The following is a 21514-nucleotide window of genomic DNA, read 5'->3' on the forward strand; positions in this document are numbered from 1 at the left end:
ATGAGCCGAGTGATGGAAGTGCAAAAGCCTGCGGCGGGCACCGGACCGTTTGCGCCGCTCAACAACGTGACCTTCCGGGCCATCTGGCTCGCCGGGCTGATCTCGGGGTTGGGATGGCTGATCCAGACCATCGCAATGAGCTGGCTGATGGCGACCATCACGCCCTCGAGCGTCATGGTGGCGCTGGTTCAGGCCGCAACCAACCTGCCCGCTTTCATTCTATCGATCTTCGCCGGAGCCATCGTCGACAATTTCAACCGCCGCAAGGTGATGCTGATGGCGCGGTCGCTGATGGCCGTGACAGCCGTTGCGCTGACGATCCTCGTCGCGGCAGGAATCATCAACCCCTGGATCATCCTGCTCTTCAGCTTTCTCGCCGGGTGCGGCATCGCCTTCAACGACCCTGCCTGGCAGGCGTCGGTCGGTGACATCGTCGATCGAAAAGATCTCGCGGCGGCCGTGACGCTGACATCCGTCGGCTTCAACACCGTGCGCAGCGTTGGGCCTGCTCTCGGCGGCATCATTCTCGCATCCTTTGGTCCCCTGACGGCGTTTTGTCTTTACACCCTCGGCCATCTCGCGCCGCTGATCGTGGTCTGGCGATCCAAGTGGAAGGTTCCCGTATCGAGGCTTCCACCCGAGGCGATGCTGACGGCGATCTCCGACGGGATTCGCTTCACCTCGCTGTCCTCGGAGGTGAAGACGGCGATCTCGCGCGGCTTCCTGTTCGGACTCGCCGGAATTGCGATCCTCGCCCTGCTTCCGCTGGTGGTTCGCGACCACCTGAAACAGGGAGCGGTCGCCTATGGCGTGCTGATGGCCGGTTTCGGCGGAGGGGCGCTGCTGGCGGGGCTGGCTTCGACGACGCTCAGGAGAAAGCTGTCGGACGAGCAATTGCTGAAGCTGGCTTGCATCGCCTGCGCGACGTGCACGCTCAGCCTTTCGCTGACTGAAACCGCCGCGGTCGCCGCCTTAGCTCTCATGCTCGGTGGAGCCGGATGGGTCCTGGGCTGGTCGGGCCTGAGCATCAGCGTGCAATGGGCGAGCCCGCGCTGGGTCGTCGGCCGGACGATTTCGCTCTACTACGCCCTCACCTCATGCGGGCTCGCACTCGGGAGCTGGCTCTGGGGAATGATCACCGAGAGCTACTCCTTGAGCTTTGCCTTGCAGGCATCGACCGCAGCCTCGCTGGGCGTTGCCATCCTCGGCCTGCTCCTGCCCATTCATCAGCGCAAGGATGCCGACGTCTCGACTCCCGAGAATTTCGAGGCGCCCGCGATCAGCCTGGACCTGAAACCACGAAGCGGGCCGATTGCCGTCAAGATCGAATACCGCATCGCCACCGACCAGGTGGAGCCCTTTCTCGCCCTGATGCTGCAGCGCCGGCGCGCCCAGGGACGCAACGGCGCACGGCGGTGGATTCTGACGCGCAATCTGCACAACGTCTCGGTTTGGACCGAGACGTTCCGCACCCCGACCTGGAACGATTACCTGCGCTTCAATTACCGCCAAACCGCAGCCGACAGAGCGCTGAATGCCAGCCTCCTCGATCTGCACATGGGGCCCGACGCACCGGAGGTCATCCTCTCGATCGAACGACCCACCGCCGCACCCCGAAAAGCCGACATCTTCCGGCCTGACACGCCCCACAGCTGACCGCCACGCTTCCGCAGGCCAGCGGCTGTTTCCACCGGCTTTCCGACGAGACGTCGAGCCACGCGACGGTTCCCTTACGGCCTGATCGCAACAAGCACGCGGCGCTTCCCGAGCGATGCTTGCGTTGCTCTATCGAGCTGCTTAAACCCGCGCTCACGGTCGCGATTGTTCCGGGGGATTATGCAATGAATTTACGTAAGCTTGTCATCGCTGCAGCGCTGCTGGTCGCTCCGATGCTGAACCCCGCGAACGCCGGCACGCTGGACACCGTGAAAGCGCGCGGCACGCTGAACTGCGGCGTGGGCGAGAGCTTTCCCGGCTTCTTCGCCGCCGACGCGACCGGTCGCTGGAGCGGCCTCGACGTCGACTTCTGCCGCGCCGTCGCGACCGCCGTCCTCGGCGATCCGGAAAAGGTGAAGTACCTGCCGGCGACTCCGGCTGCGCGCTTTGCCCAGCTCCAGTCGGGCCAGGTCGACATCCTCTCCCGCTCCGTGACCTGGATCATGTCGCGCGAGGCCGGGCTCGGCCTCTCGTTCCCGGGTGTCACCTTCTTCGACGGCCAGGGCTTCCTCGTCCGCAAGTCGGCCGGGATCAAGAGCGCCCGCGAACTGGAGGGCGCGACGATCTGCACCCAGACCGGGACGACGACCGAGCGCAACCTCGCCGACTATTTCCGCCAGCACAACATGAAGTACAAGCCTGTGGTGTTCGAGCAGGCCGACCAGGTCGTGGCCGCCTATGAGGCGGAGCGCTGCGATGCCTTCACCACCGACAAGTCGACGCTTTCGGCCCGTCTCGCCAAGCTGAAGGACCCGAGCGCCCATATCATCCTGCCCGAGACGATCTCGAAGGCGGCGAATGGCCCGGTGGTTCGCCAGGGCGACGACCAATGGGCTAATCTCGTACGCTGGACGCTGAACGCATTGATCGCCGGCGAAGAGCTCGGCGTGACGGCTGCCAAGGTCGACGACCTCGCCGCCAATGCGACCGACCCGGAAATCCGCCGCCTGCTGGGCAGCGATGGCGATCTCGGCAAGCTGATCGGCCTCGACAAGGACTGGGCCGGGCGCGTTCTGAAGGCCGTCGGCAATTACGGCGAGATGTACGAGCGCAATCTCGGGCCGAAGGGCGCGATCGTCATCCCGCGCGAAAACAGCCTGAACCGCCTCTGGCGCGACGGCGGACTGCTGTTCTCGCCGTCGTTCCAATAAGATCCGGCGACCGGCGGTGACCTGATTCCATGGCGGCTTCGTCCCGGGAGGCGGGCAAGAGTTTCTTGCGCCGCCATGGCATCGAATATGGCGTCTATGTCGCGGCAGCCTGTATCGTCGCGGCGCTCGCCGTCATGGCGATTTTCACACTTCGAGCTCGCGGCATCCATGCCGGCTTCGGCTTCCTGTGGGATACGGCCGGCTTCGACATCAGCTTCGGGCTGATTCCGTACGATGCGACGAAGACCTATGCCCGCGCCTTCCTCGTCGGCCTGCTGAACACGCTCGTCGTCTCGGCCGTGGCGATCGGGCTGGCGACCTGTCTCGGGCTCGGGCTGGCGATCGCCCGCTTGTCCGAAGATCGCCCCTTGCGCGCACTGGCGACGACGGCGACGGAACTCGTCCGCAACACGCCGCTGCTGCTGCAATTGTTCGTCTGGTATTTCATGGTGTTCGGCGCGCTGCCGCCCGTCAGGCAGTCGCTCCATCTCGGCAGCTTCGCGCTGCTCAACAACCGCGGGATCGTGGTCGCAGCGCCGGGATTGAATGTCGCCGGCACGACCTGCCTCGCTGCCGGTGTCATCACGACCCTGCTCGCTGTCGCGGCGCCTCGCCTGCCGGGCGGCCTTCTGCGGAAATCCACCGTCAGGAGCGCTCTTGCCATTGCGGGAGCACTCCTTGTTCTCGCAGCGGCTGCCTTTGCCGACTGGGACATGCCCGTTCAACGCGGCTTCAACGTCGCCGGCGGCGTCACCCTGCCGCCGGAATTCGCCGCACTGGTCACTGCGCTCGCGATCTATGCCGCCGCCTTCATCGGGGAGGCGTTTCGCAGCGGCTTCGTCTCCGTGCCAGCCGGCCAGTGGGAAGCCGCCCAATCGCTCGGCCTCGGCCGCTTCGCGACGTTGCGGCTCGTCGTTCTGCCTCAGGCGATCCGCGCTGCCCTGCCCGCGCTCGGCAACCAGTTCGTCAATGTCGTGAAAGCCTCGTCTCTGGCCGCGGCCGTCGGCTTCCCCGACCTGATGCAGGTCTTCGGCAAGACCACGCTCAACCAGACCGGGCAGGCCGTCGAGGTGATCAGCATCACGATGGCGGTTTATCTCGCGATCAGCCTGGGGATCTCCGGCCTGGTCCACCGCAGCGAAGCCAGGCGCTGGCACAGGTGAGCAAGGCCCGGCTTCCATGTCCCTGACAATCTCCAATCGGCCGCCTTCCCTGCCCGCGCAACGGCGGTGGCGCGCGGGAACAGTCCTCCTGCTCGCAGTCCTGCTGGGGCTCAGCATCATTCTCGGTCCGCGGCTGTTGCGCTGGGCCGTGCTCGACGCTGTGTTCCCCTGGAACGAGGGGACAAACTGCGACGGCAACGGCGCCTGCTGGCTGTTCATCCGCGAGCGGCTGCCGCAATTCATCTATGGCTTCTACCCGGCTCCCTCGCGTTGGCGGCTCAATCTCGGTTTCCTGCTGCTGTTCGGCTGGCTCGCCCTGCCCCTGCTTCCCGGCCTGCGCGGCCGAACGACGATGACGCTCGTGGGAGCCGCAATCGGGATCACGGCGGCCTTCGTGCTGGCGGCTGGCGGCGTCTTCGGCCTGGTCCCGGTCGAGACCGACCAATGGGGCGGCCTTTTCGTGACCGCGCTCTTGTCGATCACCGCGATGGTCGTCTCGCTGCCGGCCGGGATCGTGCTGGCGCTTGGCCGGCAGGCCGACAGCCCGCTCTGGCGCGGGCTCGCCAACATGGTGGTCGAAGTTGTCCGCGGCGTGCCGCTGCTGGCCATTCTGTTCATGGCCGTGGTGCTGCTGCCGCTCTTCGTTCCGGGAGGAGAAGGCATCGGCCTGTTCACGCGCGTGGTGGTCGGCCTGTGCCTCTACGCCGCTGCCTATATGGCAGAGGTCATCCGGGGGGCGCTGCGCACCATCCCCGCCGGGCAGGCCGAAGCGGCGCGGTCGCTTGGGCTGGGCTATTGGCACTGCCTCGGGCTCGTCGTGCTGCCGCAGGCGCTGCGCGCTGCCCTGCCCAATATCGTCAGCACCTTCATCCAGATGCTGAAAGATTCGACGCTCGTTCTCGTGGTCGGCGTGTTCGACCTGCTCGGCGTCGTGCAACTCACGGTCGCCGACCCGAAATGGAACGGCTATTCGGCGGAAGCCTACCTCTTCGCCGGGCTGTTCTTCTTCGCGATCTGCTTTGGCCTTTCGAGAGTGGCCGCCCGCCTCGAGCGACATCTCGACTACAACCGGACATCACCGACGTGACTTGCAGCTTCACCACGCCATCCGGCCTCGTCGTGACTCGTGACGAGGAGACGATCGACGCACCGCAGGGGCTCGATGCGCTGATCGATAGTCTCGGGACGCGGCAAGGCCTGCTGCTGCGTTGCAATTTCGCATTTCCCGGCCGCTACCGGCCGCATTGGCTCGGTTTTGTCGATCCTCCGCTCAGGCTCTCGCTCAGCGCGGATCGCCTGTCCTGCCAGGCGTTGAACGCGCGCGGTAGTATTCTCCTGCCGGCCATTGCCGCGGCCTTCGCGCAGGGCGGCATCGCCGATCTCCAGACTGCCTCGGATGTAGTCGAGGGGCGCCTCGTGACGGGAGAGACCTTGTTCGATACCCTCCGGAGCCTCGCCGCGGACTTCGGCTCGGACGATCCGCATCTCGGCCTTTTCGGCCCCTTCGGCTTCGACCTGGCCTTCCATACGCTCGGGCTGGAGCGGCGCGCCCGGCCGCAGGCCGATCACGACGACATGGTCCTCTATCTGCCGGATCGCATCGTCGTCGCCGATCACCCCGAAACCGGCCTGGCCAAGATCATGAGCTATGATTTTGCGCTGGGCTCGCGCTCGACGGAGGGTCTCCCACGCACAGGAAGTGCCTCCACGCTGAGGAGCCGGACGGCGGCCGCGGCGCCGGAACAGCCTTATGCCGACATGGTAAGACGGGCGATCGAAGCCTGCCGCTCGGGTGAATTGTTCGAGGTGGTCCTCGCGCAGACCTTCAGGCGCGACCTTCCGGCTGGCCCCGACGCCCTCTTCCGCCTGCTCGATCGCATCAACCCGAGCCCCTATGAGTTCCTGGCCAATCTCGGGACCGAAGCGCTGGTGGGCGCCTCACCGGAAATGTTCGTGCGCGTCGAAGGCCGCCGTGTCGAAAGCTGCCCGATCTCGGGAACGGTCAGGCGCGGAAACGATGCCATCGCGGATGCCGAGCGAGCTCTGGAGCTCCTGAATTCGTCCAAGGCGGCGGCCGAGCTCACCATGTGCACGGATATCGACCGCGACGACAAGGCCAGCCTATGCGAACCCGGCTCGATCCGCCTTCTCGGCCGCCGCCAGATCGAGACCTATTCGCATCTGCTGCACACGGTCGATCACGTCGAGGGCCGGCTGCGCCCGGATCGCGACGCGATCGACGCCTTTCGCGCGCATGTCTGGGCAGTGACTTTGACCGGCGCGCCCCGTCGGGAGGCCATCGCCTTCATCGACGCCAATGAAGCGGCTCCGCGGCGCTGGTATGGCGGCGCCATCGGTCGTCTCGGCTTCGATGGCCGAATGGACACCGGCATCGTGCTGCGCTCGATGCGGCTCGCTGGCGGAACGGCGGAAATCACGGTTGGCGCGACAATCCTGCACTCCTCCGACCCCATCGATGAGGAGCGCGAGACCGTGACGAAAGCCGGTGCGCTCCTGCGCACGCTCGACCTAGCATCGGCACCGTCCGCGCTGCCCGAAGCCACGTCGCACCGCCCTGACAGCGCGCGCGAGGCCACCCGGATTCCAGTCACGATCCTGGGCGGCGCTCCGTTCGCGCAAACGCTGGAAACACTGCTGCGATCCGCCGGGGCCGATGTCGCCCTGAGGCCTCTCGTACCAGGCCTGCGCGGACCGTGGAGCGATGGAGCCTATATCGTCTCGCCGGACCTGTCGGATGCAGCGCTCGGAACCGCGCGCGAGGTCCTTGCCGATCTTCTCGCGGCAGAGCGCCCGGTGTTGGCGCTGGGGCACGGCATGGTGGCGCTGGCTGAGTTGTTCGGGGCGAAGGTCGAGCCGGCGAACACGCCCCGCCATGGCGAGCGGGTTCTGGCGCGACCTTCGGCTGGCTCTTCGTGGCTGCTGCCGAACCGGGCCGAGCCGGTCGTCGTCGGCTGCTACCACCGCCGGGTCGTGCTTTCGAGCCAGATGCCGGACAGTTTGAGCGCAATCGCGCAGAGCGACGCGGGCGAGGTGCTGGCGCTCGAGCATGGAACGCTGCCGGTCGGAGGCTTGCTGTTCCGGCCGGAATCGCTGCTCACCAGCGATCCGGACGGGCCCATTCATGCATTTCTTCAACGCGCCGCGAGCGCCTTGCTGAAGGCGCGCTGATCCGGCATCCATCCCGGCAGCCAAGTGATGTCGCCGGATAGGCCAAGCTCCTGTTTTGGGGCGGCGGCGCCCTATTCGGCCGCGTCGAGGTTCTTCTTGCCGTCGGCAAGCTCGGCGACGCGCAGCGTGATGTCCTTAGCCGCCTTCTTGGCGAGCTTGATCAGCTGGGCCTCCGTGACAGGCGGGGGGCTGAGTGTCGGATAGGACAACGAGATCGCGCCCATGATCTCGTTGTTCTCGTCGAATACGGGCGTCGCGATGCCCACGAGCCCTTCGGAGATCTCTCCGCGGGAAAGGTAGTATCCGTCCCTGCGATTCTTCTGAAGCGCCGTGCTGAACGAAGCCCAATCCGCACCGATCGCATCCCGGCCTGCGTCGCCTTCGGCGCGCTCGAAGATCCGTCGCTGACGCCGCCGATCGAGGTGGGCGAGGATGATGCGCGCCTGGGCTCCCCTGAAGACGGGAAGGCGCCTGCCGGGCCTGAGCGGCATTTCGGAGGAGTTCTCGGGTCGCGTCGAATAGACGTTGACCGCGCGGTCCTGATACATCCGGCACAGGAATGTGTGGATGCCCAGCGTCGTCGAAATCTCCTCCATCACTTCCTTGGCTGCGAGCAGGATCGGATCGAAGTTCGCGAGGATGAACTCGAGTTCCATCACCGTCGGCCCGGGCGCATAGCGCCCGGAAATCCGCGAGAGCAAGCCGATCTCATGCAGGTCGTGCAGGTATCGGTACGCGGTCGCCTGACTGACCTGCAATACGGCTTCGACATCTGCGAGCGAGATGGTCGGTGAGCTTTCCGAGAACAGATTCAGGATCTCGGCGACACGCTTAAGTACAGAGGTTTCGTTCTGCGACTTAGCAGGAGGCATCGGCACTCTCTCGGTTCGTCATGTGATGGCGCGCATTTCGATCTTGATACCGAGTCTTGGAAAATCGAACGATCCGGAGCTCAGTAAAGATACATGCTGATTATCTTCTGAGAATGAATTCGCTCGTGAAAAAGCGCGTCCCGTGCGCGATGAAGTGAGAGATGTCGTGCATGATCTCCTCCTTTCCGCGATCGCTGTCGAAGTATCGTGTCAGCATGTCGTCGAGCGTCGGAAAGTTCAGCTCGGCGATCCCACCTGCGGGGCGTCCACGTGAAGCATCGACAATCCAGTTTCTGACGTACTTGTCCATTCCCATATGGACTCGCAGGGCGAGTGGAACATGGATATCCCAACTGCGCCGAGCCGCCGATGCGGGCAGGTCCGGATGGAAGTTCAGCCGGCCGATATACTTCATGCCGGGCGACCGCTCCCCGAGCACCGTGGCCTGCCGGTCGAGCTGTACGATCTCCTCGGCCTGGTAGATCTCGGTCGTCACGACGTCACCGATGCAGGAAACGAGCATCGCCAGGGCAAGCTCAGCCTCCTCCGCCGGAGGGGAGATCTCGACGATGACGTCGTAGACCGGATCGACAGCCTCGGCGCGAGCATTCACGGGACGAAATGGAATCCCTGCTGGCGTTTCCTCGACCAGATTGACAATCAACTGCCCACCTTGGGGAACAGCGGCCGCAATTTCGCGCGCGGCACGCAGGTACTCCGCCTGGAAATCCGCCTTCCGGCCGCGATCGCTGCCGGCGAGGTAGATGAAGTATTTCGATGCCATCGATGACCGCTCCTGCGGCGAGAGCCATTCCGCGTCATTCGAGACCACGGAAAGTGCTCTCGTGTTTTGACCTGGCACATCCTCGCCACGCGAAACTGCCCCGGTTTCGCTGGAAGCCTAATATCCGGTCCCTACGCGACTTCGAGCCATTCCCGACGCACAGACGGCGTCGCGAGCAGTTCCTCAGGAGTGCCCTCGAAGACGATGGCGCCATGCCCCATGATCAGGCATCGGCTGCAGAGCTTCAGGGCGATCGTCATCTTCTGCTCGACCAGGATCGACGCCACGCCCTGCCGGTTGATGTCCCGCATCACATCGGCGAGGTGATCGACGATCTTCGGCGCGAGCCCCTCGGTCGGCTCGTCGATCAGGATGACGCTTGGCTGGCCCAGGAGCGAACGGCAGAGGGTCAACATCTGCTGCTCGCCGCCGGAGATCGACCCCGCCTTGACGTTGCGGCGTTCCTTGAGGCGCGGGAAGAAGCCGTACATCTCGTCGAGGCTCCACGCCTTGGCGTTGGGCCGGGGCGCGGCGACGCCGATATGCAGGTTCTCCTCGACCGTGAGATTGCTGAACGCGAGCCGCTCTTCCGGGACATAGGCGATGCCGGCGCGGTTGATCTTGTAGGAGGGCAGCCCTGCAAGCTCCTTCGCTTCCAGCTTGATCGAGCCGCGCGTCGGCGCGACCAGCCCCATGATGGCCTTCATGGCCGTCGACCGGCCCGATCCGTTGCGACCGAGCAGGGCGATCATCTCGCCCGCTGCCAAGGCGAAGCTCATCCCGTGCAGAATATGGCTCTTGCCGTAATGGCTGTGCAGATTGGTGACGGACAGCAGGGTCATGCGGGCACCTCGCCGAGATAGGCTTCCTGCACGCGGCTGTTGGACCGGATCTCTTCCGGCGTGCCCGAGGCGATGATCTCGCCATAGACGAGAACCGAAATCCGGTCGCAGAGGGAGAAGACCACTTCCATGTCGTGCTCGACGACGAGCAGCGTTTTCCCCTGCGTGATGTCGCGGATCAGATTGAGCATGTAGTGGGTTTCCTCGCGGGACATGCCGGCCATCGGCTCGTCCAGAAGGATCACGTCGGCGCCCGGGCCGATCGCCATCCCGATCTCGAGGGCGCGCTGCTCCGAATAGGTCAGGTCGCCAGCGAACTTGTCTCGCGCCTGGGTGAGGCGAACCAGTTCCAGCAGTTCGTCGGTGTCGCGATTGATCACGGTTGCCTTCGAGGCGAGGGAGAACAGGGCATAACGCCGCCCATGCCTGGCCATCGCCGCGATCCGCAGGTTCTCGTAGACGCTGAGGCGCGGAAAGATCGTGGTGATCTGGAAGGATCGCGACAATCCGCGGCGCGTGATCAGATGGGGAGCCAGCCCCGCGATGGAGTCTCCGTTCAGGCGAATGTCGCCGCTCGAGGGCTTGTAGAGGCCGGAGATCAGATGGAAGAGCGTCGATTTCCCGGCGCCATTGGGGCCGATCAGGGCGTGGCGTTCGCCCGGCTTCACGCCGAGATCGACGCCCCGGATGATCTCGCTCTCCCCGAAACGCTTCCTGAGGCCGGTCAGTTGGATGATGTCGTTGGTCATCGGGCGTGCTCCCCGGCGAGTGCAGCCGTCGGAGACCGCTCGCGGCCTGCGCGCGACATCACTAGGAAGACGAGGCCGGCGCCCGCGCCGATCGCCAGGATCGGGACGAGCCATGTCGCCATGGATGTCGGATCCCAGTTGAGCCCATACAGAGACAGAGGCGGCCAGGCCTTCGTCCGACTGACGATCGCCGAGTACTGCTGATCGAGGATGCGGGAGGTCAATTCGAGAAGCGTGACAACTCCCGCCGCGACGAGCAAGCCCGGCGGAAGAAGAAGGGCTCGGAACTTCAACGCGCTCCAGTTGCGCTCCTTAATCTCGTTCACGATCCTCAGCCAGAGCATGGCCAGGCCGTCACCCATGAACATCATGATGCCGACAAAGAGGATGCCCTGATAGAGCAGCCAGTTCTTCGTCACGTCGGAGACCAGGCTGCCGAACAATGCGAACACGAAGGCGCCAACCGCCGGACCAAAGAAGACACCCGAGCCGCCCACGAAGGTGTGCAGGACGACCGAGGCCGACATGCCCATGCCGAGGATCGAGTAGTTGATGCTTTCCGTGGTGAAGGCCAGAAGTCCGCCGGCTATGCCGGAAAACATGGCCGACACGCCGAACACGATGATCTTGGTGTGATGGAGATTGTAGCCGAGGAAGGAGACCCGGCGCTCGGCCTCCCTCACCCCGACCGTCAGGCGGCCGAACAGCGTCTGGTTATAGGCATAGAGCAGGCCGATGCAGAGCACGACCCAGGCGACGACCGTGTAGTAGACATGGACCTCGTTGCCGTAATCGAAGGATGTCCAGGGCATCCTCATCGTCGTCAGCCCGACTTCGCCGCCGAAGACGCTGCCCAGATTGGGTGCGATCGCATGGAGAAGTTCCGCCAGCGCGAGCGTCACCATCGAGAAATAGACGCCGCTCCTCAAGGTGGCGAAGTAGCCCGCGCACAATCCGCCGATCAGGCCGGCAACGCCGCCGACAAGCGGCAGAAGCGGCGTCGGGAGCCAGAGAAGGCCCTTCTCGACCGCCTGCATGGCGTGGATGACGGCGAACCCGCCGATGGCGAAATACGCCGCGTGGCCGAAGGAGAGCATGCCGGCGCGGCCGCTCAGGAGGTTGAACGCCATCGCGAACAGAACCGCGATCAGCGCCGTGGTCAGCACACCGACGACGTGTCCACTCAGCACGAGGGGGGCGCCGAGGAGCAGGGCGACGACCAACGCCAGTATTCCGATCCGCATCATGTTCTAGTTCCTGTCGCCCATCAGGCCGGCGGGCCGGGTCAGCAGCACGACGAGCATCAGCAACGCGGGGAGCGAGGCCGACAGCGACGAGACCTCCAGGGTGAGAAGGCCGCCAATCTGCCTGGCCTGCTCGCCATAGCCGAAGATCTGCGCGACATCCGCGAGCGAGACCTGGAATCCGACCGAAAACGAAGTCAGAAGGCCGATCAGCAAGGACGCGATGAAGGCGCCGAGAAGCGAGCCGAGTCCGCCAACCACCACCACGACGAAGGCGATGACGCTCATCTCCCCTGCCATGGTGGGGCTCGTCGTCAGCAGTGCGCCGCCGACGGCCCCCGCAAGGCCGGCCATCCAGGCGCCGACGCCGAAGACACCGAGGAAGACCAGCGGAACATTATGGCCGAGCGCGGAAACCATGCCGGGGCGCTGGACGGAGGCGCGAACGATGATGCCGATGCGCGTCTTCTGGAGCAGCAGATAGAGCAGCCCCAGGAGCACGATCGCCACGGCGGCGACGAAGACCCGGTAGGACGGAAAGTTCGTGCCAAACAGCGAGAAAGCCGGCCCGCTCAGCAGTGGTGGAGGACGATAGGCAACGGGGAAATTGCCCCAGAAGAGCTTGATCAGTTCCTCGAAGACGAAGGCGATGCCGAAGGTGAGGAGGAGCTGCTGCGAGTGCCCGAAGCCATGGACGCGCCTCAGCATGAAGCGCTCGATGAACATGCCGGTCGCCATCACGATCAGGGGCGCGATCAGCAAAGCCAGCCAGAAATTCGAGATCCGGGCGATGGTGAAGGAAAGATAGGCTCCCAGCATGTAGAACGACGCGTGCGCGAAGTTGACGATCCCCATCATGCCGAAGATGAGCGTCAGGCCTGCCGAAACCATGAAGAGAAGCAGGCCGTAGACGAGGCCGTTGAGCGTCGAAATGACGATGAATTCCATGCCGGGGTACCCTTGTCGAAGATGCCGGCCCCCGGAAAGCGGAAGCCGGCATTCAACGCGCCTTCAGCGTGAGCGTATTACGATGGGCGGTCCATCTTGCACTTCGGATCGACGGGCACCGCGCTGTCCTCGGGCGAGACGATCTTCAGGAGCTTGAAGCCCATATTGGTCCCGTCGACCTTGTAGCGAGCCTCCTTCGAGACCTCGGAAACGGTCACCGGAAGAAGCAGCTGATGGTCTTCCTTCCGGAACGACCAGCGACCGGCTGGGCTGTCGTAGCTGACATTCTCGAGGGCGAGCGCGACGGCCTTGATGTCGACCTTTCCGCCAGGCTGGCTGACCTTCTTCAGGGCCTCGCCCAGAAGCAGCGTACCGAAGGCGGTCGTAGGCTCTTCATTGTAGGGGTAATGCCCGATCACGGCCTTGAAGTCTTCGGCGAAGGTCTCGCCCGCCTTGCCGCCCGCTTCGAGATTATAGAGCTTCACCAGCACGGCACCCAGGGCCGAGGGGCCCATCGCGCTCAGCGCACCGGTCGTGTCGAGGCTGGTGTTGCCGACATTGACCTTGAGGCCCGCATCACCCAGCGCGCGCATGAACAGGATGATGTCGTTGCCCCAGTTCCCGCTCAGGATCGTATCAGCGCCGGACGCCTTGATCTGCGCGACGTAAGGCGAGAAATCCTGGATTTTGGCGGTGTCGTGCAATGTCGAGCCGACGATCTGCGCCCCCGCCTCCTTCACGTAGAGTGCCTGCGCCTTCTCATGGTCGACGCCGTAGGAGTAGTTCTGGTTGATGCTGTAAACCTTGCTGCCGAGCTTGCCCGTATCCTTCATCGCGGAGACGAGCGCCTTGATCCGGATGAAGGGGTTGCTGGCGGTCTTGAATGCCCAGAACTGACATTTGTCGGCCGTGAACTCGGCGGCTTCGGATCCCTCCATCATGAAGAGGATCTCCTTGCCCTTGTTGCGCAGGTTGTATTTGCGCACGTCTTCCGAAATCTGGGCGGTGATGGCCGAGTTGGTCGACTGGATGATGATGCGCGCGCCATCGGCGATGGCGGCCTTCAGCTTCTCGGCGGCGCCCGCCGTCTGATTGAGGCTGTCATATTCGGTCACGACGATCGGCTCGCCGTTGAAACCGCCCTCCTTGTTCAGCTTTCCGATGGCGTAGCGGACGCCTTCGACAAAGGGAATGGCGGTCTGTGCGTTCGGCCCGGAGAAGGCCTCGATCACCGCGACCTTGAGAGGCTCGGCCTGCGCCGCGACACCACCGAAGGCGCACAGCGCAGCAACAGCGGTCGAAAGAAGGTATTTCTTCATCGAATACTCCCTAGAGATCATATTTAGTTTGTTCTTGAGAAGAAACGCGCAAGCGAAAACCACCCGCGAGCCAAATCGACCCGCGGCGACCGAATTCGTTACGCCAAATCCCGATTGTCGACCGCGAGCCGCGGGCTGCCGCCGTTCACCACACCCGAAACCCATTGGAAATCGAGTGCGGAGCAGCGATCACTCTCCGGCCTATCGCAATGATCGAGAAAGGTTTTTTGCTTCCTGTCAGCCGTCGGCTGCGTGGGCGACTACGGCCATTTCGTACTTCCTCCCTCTTGTGCAGAGCATTTTCTTGTGCGATCAAACTTCGCATATAACGAGAATATGGTCGCACACCTCCAAGAGGCTGTCAACGAGGCAGCACGCAGGACCGACCGGAGAGAAAAGTATTCGATATCGCGCTCAAAATAATGTTCGAACGAACCAACGTTCGGCCACTGCCCCGTTGTCACCGACGGGGCTCGAGAGGCGGGCGGCTTCGCGGCCGACCCGTCACCGGAAACGAAGGTAGGAAACGACTGATGAGTGCTCAACGCGAGGCGTGGCTGGATTTCTCGGGCAAGACCTGCGTGGTCACCGGAGCCGGCGGAGGCATCGGACAGGAGATCGCGGCATCGTTCGCAGCCTCAGGCGCGAAAGTCATCGTTCTCGATCACAGCCGCGAGGGCGCGGAGGCGACGGAGAAGATGATCCTCGACCTCGGCGGAACGGCGATCTCGATCGTAGCGGACGTCACCGATGCAGCCTCGATCGACCAAGCCGTCGAGCGAACGAAAGAGGCCTTCGGGGACTGCGACATCCTCGTCAACAACGCCGGAATCCTACGGTTCGGCCCGCTGGAATCGGTCGCTCCGGAAACCTGGGACCAGACGATCGCCGTCAATGTGAAGGGCTATCTGCTGTGCGCGCAGCGCTTCGGAGAGCGTATGCGGCAGCGTCGGTCGGGAACGGTCGTCAATGTGGCGTCGATCGCAGCCACCGAACCCCATCCCTACTGCGGCTCCTACAGCGTGAGCAAGGCGGCGGTCGTCATGCTGACGCAGCAGCTCGCCCTGGAGTGGGGACCGTCCGGCGTGACGGTCAATGCGGTCAGCCCCGGCTTCATCCCGACCCCGCTCAACACTGCATTCTACGCCGTTCCGGGCGTCACCGAGCAGCGCAGCAAGCTCGTACCGCTTCGTTCCCTCGGATCAACGCGAGACGTCGCCAACTCGGTCATGTTCCTCGCCAGCGGCTTCGCCCGATACGTCAACGGCCACAACCTCGTGGTCGATGGCGGGCTCTCGCATACCTCGATGATCCACGTCCCGCGGCCGGGCTACGACGACGGCGGGCGCTAGCCGCATCCCGCTCCCGTGCGACCGGACAAGAAGCCTAGGGAAGACTCAAATGTCCAATTCCGAAGAAGCCGCAACACACTGGTTGCCGGAGAAATATTCGCTTTCCACTCAAACGGCGGTCGTCACCGGCGGCGCCAAGGGCATCGGCGGCGCCATCGTGCGCGAGCTCATGGCGCTGGGATGCCGCGTGGTCGTCTGGGACCAGGACGTCTCAGCCGTCACGACGGTACCGGGCAAGCTGGATGCCGTCGCCGTCGACGTGACGAACCAGGACGCGATCGAGGCTGCCGAAGCCCGGACCACCTCCCTCATCGGCACGCCGGATATCCTGGTGAACAACGCGGGAATCCAGGGGCCGACGGTCCCGCTGCAAGACTACGAACGCAGCGCCTGGGATCGCGTCATCGCGGTGAACCTCACGGCTGTCTACGCGGTCAGCCGAATCTTCGTGCCCGGAATGAAAAGGCGGAAGTCGGGGCGGATCATCAACATCGCTTCGGTCGCCGGGATTCGCGGCCTCACCGACGGCTCGGCCTACGGCGCGTCGAAGGCCGGCGTGATCGGCTTCTCCATCGGGCTGTCCAAGGAGCTGGTGGGCGACGGCATCACGGTCAACTGCGTGGCTCCCGCCCTGATCGATACGGATCTCAAGCTGCAGATGTCGGACGACTTCATTCAGAAGGCTGCCGATCGCGTCCCCATGAAGCGCCTGGGAAAAGCGGAGGAGGTGGCGGCCACCGTGGCCTGGATCGCCACGCCGGCCTGCAGCTTCACCACCGGGGCAGTCTTCGACGTCGCCGGTGGGCGGCTCGGCCTGTAGCGCGTTCCTGCGCACGGCAGGAGCAAGGTCGCCTCGCTCCGCCCTTCGCCCACCTTCATGAGAGCGGCATAGACAATGAGCCAGCAGACTGACATGCCCATCGCCCTTGTCACGGGCGCCGCCAGAGGCATCGGACTTGCGACGGCCAAGCGATTGGCCACCGACGGTTTTCACGTGGTCATGACGGATGTCGACCGGCAAGCCGTGGAAGCATCGACAACCGCGCTTGCCGTGGCAGGATCGTCGGTGGAGGCGCATCAACTCGACATCCGGGACGAGCAGGCATGCGAGGCTCTCCTGAACCGATTTTCCCGCGTCGATGCCTTGGTCAACAACGCCGGCGTCTTCGAGGTCAAGAAGACGGCCGACCTGACGACTGACGACTTCCGGCGCATGTTCGATATCAACGTGATCGGAATGTTCGTGCTGGCCCGTGGCGCCGCAGCCCGGATGACTTCAAGCGGGCGCATCGTCAACATCGCGTCCCGCGCCTATCTCGGCGCGGTCGATTACGCTCACTACGTTTCATCGAAGGCCGCTGTCGTCGGGCTGACCCGCGCCCTGGCGCTGGAGCTGGCTCCGCGCGGCATTCTCGTCAACGCCATCGCGCCCGGCGTCATCGACACGCCGATCCTGGCTGCCTGGAGCGACGAAGCCAGGGCCAAGCTCGCCACGGCCCAGCCGGTCGGCCGCCTCGGACGCCCCGAGGACATCGCAGCGATGGTGTCGTTCCTCGCCTCGGCAAAGACCGAATTCATCACCGGCCAGACAATTCTCGTCGACGGCGGGCGCTCCCTGGGTGGGCTCGCGACCTGAAAGACGACGAACCCGGCTTCGCTCGCGCCGGTCAGGGCGCGGGCGGCATCTCTCGGGATTTTACGGCCATTTGGGCCGGAAGGGATCTAACCATGCTTCGGTTGAAAGATAAGATTGCGGTCGTCACCGGCAGCTCCTCGGGGATCGGCCTCGCCATCGCGACGACGTTCCTGCGCGAAGGGGCGATCGTCCTCGGCGTCGACCTGAACCCAGCGCCGGCGGGCCTTGCCGGAGAGAAGAACTTCGACGCTCTCCAGCTCGACCTCACGACACCGGAAGCTTCCGAGCGCGTCATCGCCGCCGCGATGGACAAGCATGGACGCGTAGATGTCCTCGTCAACAACGCCGGCATCGGCAACTCCCGGCCGGTGCTCGATACCAGCGACGAGGATCTGGCGCGCTATCTCAGCGTGAACATCGCCGCGCCCTTCGCGCTTTGCCGGTCGGCGATCGCCGTGATGCGCGGCAAGGGCGGCAACATCGTCAACATCGCATCGGTCTTCGGGATGGTGGGGACGACGCGCGCCTCCGCCTATGCCGCGACGAAAGCGGGCCTGGCAGGGCTGACGCGGCAGCTGGCGGCCGAGTACGGCCGGGACGGCATTCGGGTCAACGCGGTCTCACCGGGGCTCATCGCGACGCCCCTGGTCCGCGAGCGGCTGGAAACCAACCCCTGGTTTCGCCGGTCGATGATCGAGGACTGCCCGTTGGGCCGCCCCGGACGCCCCGAGGAGATCGCGGAAGTCTGCGCCTTCCTCGCCTCCGATGCGGCGAGCTTCGTATCGGGCATCGTGATGCCCGTGGACGGAGGCTGGTCCGGCACCAAGTTCCTGCCGGAGCCCTATGCCCAGATGGAAGCAGGGCCGGTCTGATGCAGGCCGCTACAAAAGCCGAGGCCACAGCCGAGGAGGTCGTTGACATCCTCGTCTTCGGCAGCGGGGCTGGCGGATTGGCGGCGAGCCTGTTCGCTGCTAAGCGCGGCATGAAGGTGCTTCTGTGTGAAAAATCCAGCCTGCTCGGCGGTACCACCGCGACCTCGGGCGGCGTGCTCTGGGTTCCCGGCAACCGCCAGGCGAAGGAAGCGGGGATCGACGATCCGATCGAAAACGCGCGCACCTACCTTCGGCACGAACTCGGCAACTATTATCGGGAGGATCTCGCCGAGGCGTTCCTCGAAAGCGCCGGCCCGGCCATCGACGATATCGAGGACGGCACATCGGTCGCCTTCGACCTGATCCAGTCGCCGGACTACCATCCCGACAGCCCTGGCGGTGTCGACAAGGGGCGCTCGATCATGGCGCGCCGCTACGACGGCAATGAGCTTGGGCCGGATTTCGAGCTGGTGCGCCCACCGATGGACCGGCTCATGGTCTGCGGCGGCATGATGGTAGGCCCGGACGAGATTCCCGCCTTCGTCAGACCCTTCGCCTCCATGGCGAATTTCTCGCGCGTCCTGAGGCGCCTGGCTCGGCACGGCCTCGATCGGCTCAAATATCGACGGGGCGCGCAGGTCAGCAACGGAAACGCCCTGGTCGCGAGGCTGCTTCGCAGCCTCCGGATGCACAAGGCCGAGATCTGGGTCGATGCGCCGCTGAAGGAGCTGATCCGCACAGAAAACGGCGTGGAAGGGGCGATCGTCGAAAGGCAAGGCCGCACCGTCCGGGTGCAGGCACGGCTGGGCGTCGTCTTGGCGACGGGCGGCTTCCCGCAAGACCCTGCGCTTCGCCGCGAGTTCTCGGCCTCCTTCCCGCACGACCATTCGATGGCCTTCGAGGGAAACACCGGCGATGGCCAGCGTGCCGCGCGCGCCGTCGGCGGGGTCGTCGACACGGAGCTGAGCAGCCCCTGTCTCTGGACCCCCTCCTCATTGCTGAAGGAGCGTGACGGGAAGAGTGTCCCGGTCATCTACGGCTATCTCGATCGGGGCCGCCCCGGGATCATCGCGGTCGATCCCGAGGGGCGCCGGTTCGTCAACGAATCCAATTCGTATCACGACATCGTAGCCGCACTGTTCGAGCGCCGGGCAGCGCTCGGATCAGCCGCCGACGCACCCTTCCACTTCATCTGCGATGTGGCTTTCGTCCGAAAGAACGGCTTGGGCGCCATACGGCCCTGGCCCTGGTCACCCAGCCTGTCGCCCTTCGTTCGGAGCAGGTACATCACCACGGCCCGAACCCTATCAGAGCTGGCACGAAAGATCGGGATCGATCCCGCCTCCCTCGTGGCGACAGTCGAGCGGCACAACATGTTCGCCAAGACCGGCAAGGACACCGATTTCGGCAAGGGATCGACATCCTTCAATCGCGTCTGGGGCGATCCGGCCGCTGGTCCCAATCCCAATCTGACGCCGATCGTCAAGGCGCCCTTCGTCGCCCTCCCGATCCTGCCGGCGACGCTCGGCACGGCAATGGGGCTCAAGACCAACGGCGACGCGCAGGTGCTCGATGCCTCGGGGGCCGTCATTCCGGGACTGTTCGCTTGCGGAAACGAGCTGGCCTCCTCGATGCGCGGCTTCTATCCGGGTGGCGGCATCACGCTCGGTCCAGCGGTCGTGTTCGCTTATCGCGCGGTTCTGAAAGCCCTGGAGGAAGTCCGAGCACTTCCCTGCATCACCCGATAGGAACGGAGAGCATCGATGCCGTATGCAATCAGCTGGATGGACGAGCCGGGAACCGCGGAGCTTCGCCTCAAACTACGTGACGCACACCTGGACTACATGCGCGGGAATCTCCACCGCGTCCTCGCCAGCGGAGGGCTGCTCGACGATCCCGGCGAGGTCGGAATAGGCGGGCTGATCCTGCTCGACATCGACAGCAGGACGGAGGCCGAGGACTTCGTGAAGGCGGATCCCTTCTACACGGGCGGAGTCTACAGGAACCCGGCCATCACCCGCTGGAGGAAGGCATTTTACGACGGCAAAGCCTTCATCTGATGCCTGGACAGGATGCTGGTGACGGAGAGCGCATCCACCAGCGCCTTGCAGCCGAAGTATCCACTCTCGGATAGGCCGGCTAGTTCGCAGGCATCTGGCTTCGCGATAGGCACGTTGCCGAAATCAGTACATCCGGGGCTAAAATCGATGCTTTCCCGCTGCACCCCGGCGGCGCTAGGCTTTGGTGCCGATGCGCGCCCGGGCGCGCCGAGTCTGCCGAAAGCGGGGGCCATGCGAGCCGATCTGATCATCCGTAACGGCCATATCGTCAGTATGGACCGGGATTTCGCGGTCCATATCGACGGTGCGGTGGTGGTGTCCGATGGTCGGATCGTCGCCGCCGGCCCGGCCTCGGTCGCCGAAGGCTTCACGGCCTCGCGGGAGATCGATGCCGACGGCGGGCTTGTCATTCCGGGGCTGATCAACAGCCATTGCCATTTCGCCATGACGCCGTTCCGTGGTCTCGGCGAAGGTCTGCCCAATCGGCTGGAGCGCTTCATGTGGCCGCTGGAGCGGGACATGGTCGACGGCGATCTGGTCGAGACCGGCGCGATCCTGGGGGCGATCGAGATGGTCGTCGCCGGCACGACCTGCGTCGTCGACAGCTATACCTATCCGGAACGACGCGCGCTCGCAGCGGATCGGGTCGGCCTGCGCGCGCTGATCGGCCAGACCGTGATGAACCAGCGCACGCCGGATTCGCCGGATTGGCGGGCCGGCATCCGGCGCGCCGAAGGCTGGCTTGCCGATTGGGCCGGCCATCGGCTGGTCACACCGATCCTTTCGCCGCATTCCCCCTATGCCTTGGACGACGAGGCGCTTGGCGCCGTCGTCGCGCTCAGCGATCGCAGCGGCTGCGGCATCACCATGCATGTCTCCGAGTTCGAATGGGAGGCGCAGCGCCTGCGCGAACGGCGCGGCCTGACGCCGATCGCCCATCTCGACGCGCTCGGCTATTCGGACCGGGTCTTCATCGCGGCGCATTGCATCTTCGTCGACGACGACGACATCGCGATCATGGCCAGGGGCGGAATGAGCGTCGCGCACAACATGGTCGCCAACATCAAGTCGGGAAAAGGCGTGGCGCCGGCCGCCAAGCTGCGGCGGGCCGGCGTCGCCGTCGGTCTCGGCACCGACGGGCCGATGAGCGGCAACGGCATCGATACGCTCGGCCAGCTCGGCTATGTCGCCAAGGTCGCGAACCTGATGGCGAACGACAATGCGGCGATGCCGCCGCGCGACGTCGTCGAGATGGCGACCATCGGCGCGGCACGGGCGATCGGCATGGCCGACGAGATCGGCTCGCTCGAAGCCGGCAAAAAGGCCGATATCGCGATCATCCGGACGGATCAGCCGCATATGCAGCCGCTCTACGACGTCTATACCTCGCTGGTCTTCAGCGCGACGACCCGCGACGTGGCGACCACCATCGTCGATGGCCGCATCGTCGCCAGCGACGGCGTGGCACTCCAGGCCGACATGAACGCAGCCGTCGCCGATGTCCGCGCGGCCGGCGAGAAGCTTGCGGCGCATATCGGCCTGCCGCCCCTGGCGATGAGCGGCGGCCATGCCATCGCCCCTGCCCGCCCCTTCCTGTCCTGAGACACGGAGCGACCC

At 64.7% G+C, this 21514-nt stretch carries 19 protein-coding genes; 12 read left to right on the top strand and 7 right to left on the bottom strand.

The window, feature by feature from the left end:
* Positions 1 to 12: 12 nt before the first annotated feature.
* The 5 genes from CE453_RS18605 (at position 13) to CE453_RS18625 (ending at position 7219) form a co-directional block, all read left to right on the top strand.
* Positions 13 to 1656 (top strand): MFS transporter, encoded by a 1644-nt coding sequence (locus tag CE453_RS18605; protein ID WP_089175924.1) that lies wholly within the window; start codon positions 13 to 15, stop codon positions 1654 to 1656.
* A 185-nt stretch (positions 1657 to 1841) separates the two neighbouring features.
* Positions 1842 to 2867: an amino acid ABC transporter substrate-binding protein gene (locus CE453_RS18610; protein WP_089175925.1), complete on the top strand. Its 1026-nt coding sequence runs from the start codon at positions 1842 to 1844 to the stop codon at positions 2865 to 2867.
* A 29-nt stretch (positions 2868 to 2896) separates the two neighbouring features.
* Entirely contained in the window at positions 2897 to 4030 is a 1134-nt protein-coding gene (locus tag CE453_RS18615) for an amino acid ABC transporter permease (protein ID WP_089175926.1), read from the top strand.
* A 16-nt stretch (positions 4031 to 4046) separates the two neighbouring features.
* Positions 4047 to 5117, top strand: coding sequence for an amino acid ABC transporter permease (locus tag CE453_RS18620; protein WP_089175927.1), 1071 nt, complete (start codon positions 4047 to 4049; stop codon positions 5115 to 5117).
* Positions 5114 to 7219, top strand: coding sequence for a chorismate-binding protein (locus tag CE453_RS18625; protein WP_198302149.1), 2106 nt, complete (start codon positions 5114 to 5116; stop codon positions 7217 to 7219). Before CE453_RS18620 ends, CE453_RS18625 begins: the two co-directional genes overlap by 4 nt.
* 71 nt (positions 7220 to 7290) lie before the next feature.
* Here the strand turns inward: CE453_RS18625 and CE453_RS18630 are convergent, their stop codons facing one another.
* From CE453_RS18630 to CE453_RS18660, 7 genes are all read right to left on the bottom strand, one after another.
* Positions 7291 to 8091, bottom strand: coding sequence for an IclR family transcriptional regulator (locus CE453_RS18630; RefSeq protein ID WP_089175929.1), 801 nt, complete (start codon positions 8089 to 8091; stop codon positions 7291 to 7293).
* 100 nt (positions 8092 to 8191) lie between these two features.
* Positions 8192 to 8875: a hypothetical protein gene (locus CE453_RS18635; protein WP_157733094.1), complete on the bottom strand. Its 684-nt coding sequence runs from the start codon at positions 8873 to 8875 to the stop codon at positions 8192 to 8194.
* A gap of 131 nt (positions 8876 to 9006) precedes the next feature.
* Entirely contained in the window at positions 9007 to 9717 is a 711-nt protein-coding gene (locus CE453_RS18640; RefSeq protein WP_089175931.1) for an ABC transporter ATP-binding protein, read from the bottom strand.
* Positions 9714 to 10466 (bottom strand): ABC transporter ATP-binding protein, encoded by a 753-nt coding sequence (locus tag CE453_RS18645; protein ID WP_089175932.1) that lies wholly within the window; start codon positions 10464 to 10466, stop codon positions 9714 to 9716. The genes CE453_RS18640 and CE453_RS18645 overlap by 4 nt, the downstream gene beginning before the upstream one ends.
* Entirely contained in the window at positions 10463 to 11713 is a 1251-nt protein-coding gene (locus CE453_RS18650; RefSeq protein WP_089175933.1) for a branched-chain amino acid ABC transporter permease, read from the bottom strand. The genes CE453_RS18645 and CE453_RS18650 overlap by 4 nt, the downstream gene beginning before the upstream one ends.
* Positions 11714 to 11716: 3 nt before the next feature.
* Positions 11717 to 12658 carry a branched-chain amino acid ABC transporter permease gene (locus tag CE453_RS18655; protein ID WP_089175934.1) on the bottom strand — a complete coding sequence of 314 codons (942 nt, stop codon included), beginning with the start codon at positions 12656 to 12658 and terminating at the stop codon, positions 11717 to 11719.
* A 77-nt stretch (positions 12659 to 12735) separates the two neighbouring features.
* Entirely contained in the window at positions 12736 to 13977 is a 1242-nt protein-coding gene (locus CE453_RS18660; RefSeq protein WP_089175935.1) for an ABC transporter substrate-binding protein, read from the bottom strand.
* Positions 13978 to 14510: 533 nt separating this feature from the next.
* On the opposite strand from CE453_RS18660, the gene CE453_RS18665 reads away from it, so the two are divergent.
* From CE453_RS18665 to CE453_RS18695, 7 genes are all read left to right on the top strand, one after another.
* Positions 14511 to 15329: an SDR family NAD(P)-dependent oxidoreductase gene (locus CE453_RS18665; RefSeq protein WP_089175936.1), complete on the top strand. Its 819-nt coding sequence runs from the start codon at positions 14511 to 14513 to the stop codon at positions 15327 to 15329.
* Positions 15330 to 15378: 49 nt separating this feature from the next.
* The gene (locus CE453_RS18670) at positions 15379 to 16149 is read left to right on the top strand and encodes an SDR family NAD(P)-dependent oxidoreductase (RefSeq protein ID WP_089175937.1); all 771 of its coding nucleotides are present in this window, start codon (positions 15379 to 15381) and stop codon (positions 16147 to 16149) included.
* A 93-nt stretch (positions 16150 to 16242) separates the two neighbouring features.
* Positions 16243 to 16965: an SDR family NAD(P)-dependent oxidoreductase gene (locus tag CE453_RS18675; protein WP_248307793.1), complete on the top strand. Its 723-nt coding sequence runs from the start codon at positions 16243 to 16245 to the stop codon at positions 16963 to 16965.
* 92 nt (positions 16966 to 17057) lie between these two features.
* On the top strand, positions 17058 to 17837 hold the full coding sequence (locus tag CE453_RS18680) for an SDR family NAD(P)-dependent oxidoreductase (RefSeq protein ID WP_089175939.1): 780 nt from the start codon (positions 17058 to 17060) through the stop codon (positions 17835 to 17837).
* Positions 17837 to 19585 carry an FAD-dependent oxidoreductase gene (locus CE453_RS18685; protein WP_089175940.1) on the top strand — a complete coding sequence of 583 codons (1749 nt, stop codon included), beginning with the start codon at positions 17837 to 17839 and terminating at the stop codon, positions 19583 to 19585. Before CE453_RS18680 ends, CE453_RS18685 begins: the two co-directional genes overlap by 1 nt.
* Before the next feature lie 15 nt (positions 19586 to 19600).
* Positions 19601 to 19897 (top strand): YciI family protein, encoded by a 297-nt coding sequence (locus CE453_RS18690; RefSeq protein WP_089175941.1) that lies wholly within the window; start codon positions 19601 to 19603, stop codon positions 19895 to 19897.
* A 12-nt stretch (positions 19898 to 19909) separates the two neighbouring features.
* Positions 19910 to 21499: an amidohydrolase gene (locus CE453_RS18695; RefSeq protein WP_089175942.1), complete on the top strand. Its 1590-nt coding sequence runs from the start codon at positions 19910 to 19912 to the stop codon at positions 21497 to 21499.
* Positions 21500 to 21514 lie beyond the last annotated feature (15 nt).

The organism is Bosea sp. AS-1 (assembly GCF_002220095.1).
Lineage (GTDB): Bacteria > Pseudomonadota > Alphaproteobacteria > Rhizobiales > Beijerinckiaceae > Allobosea.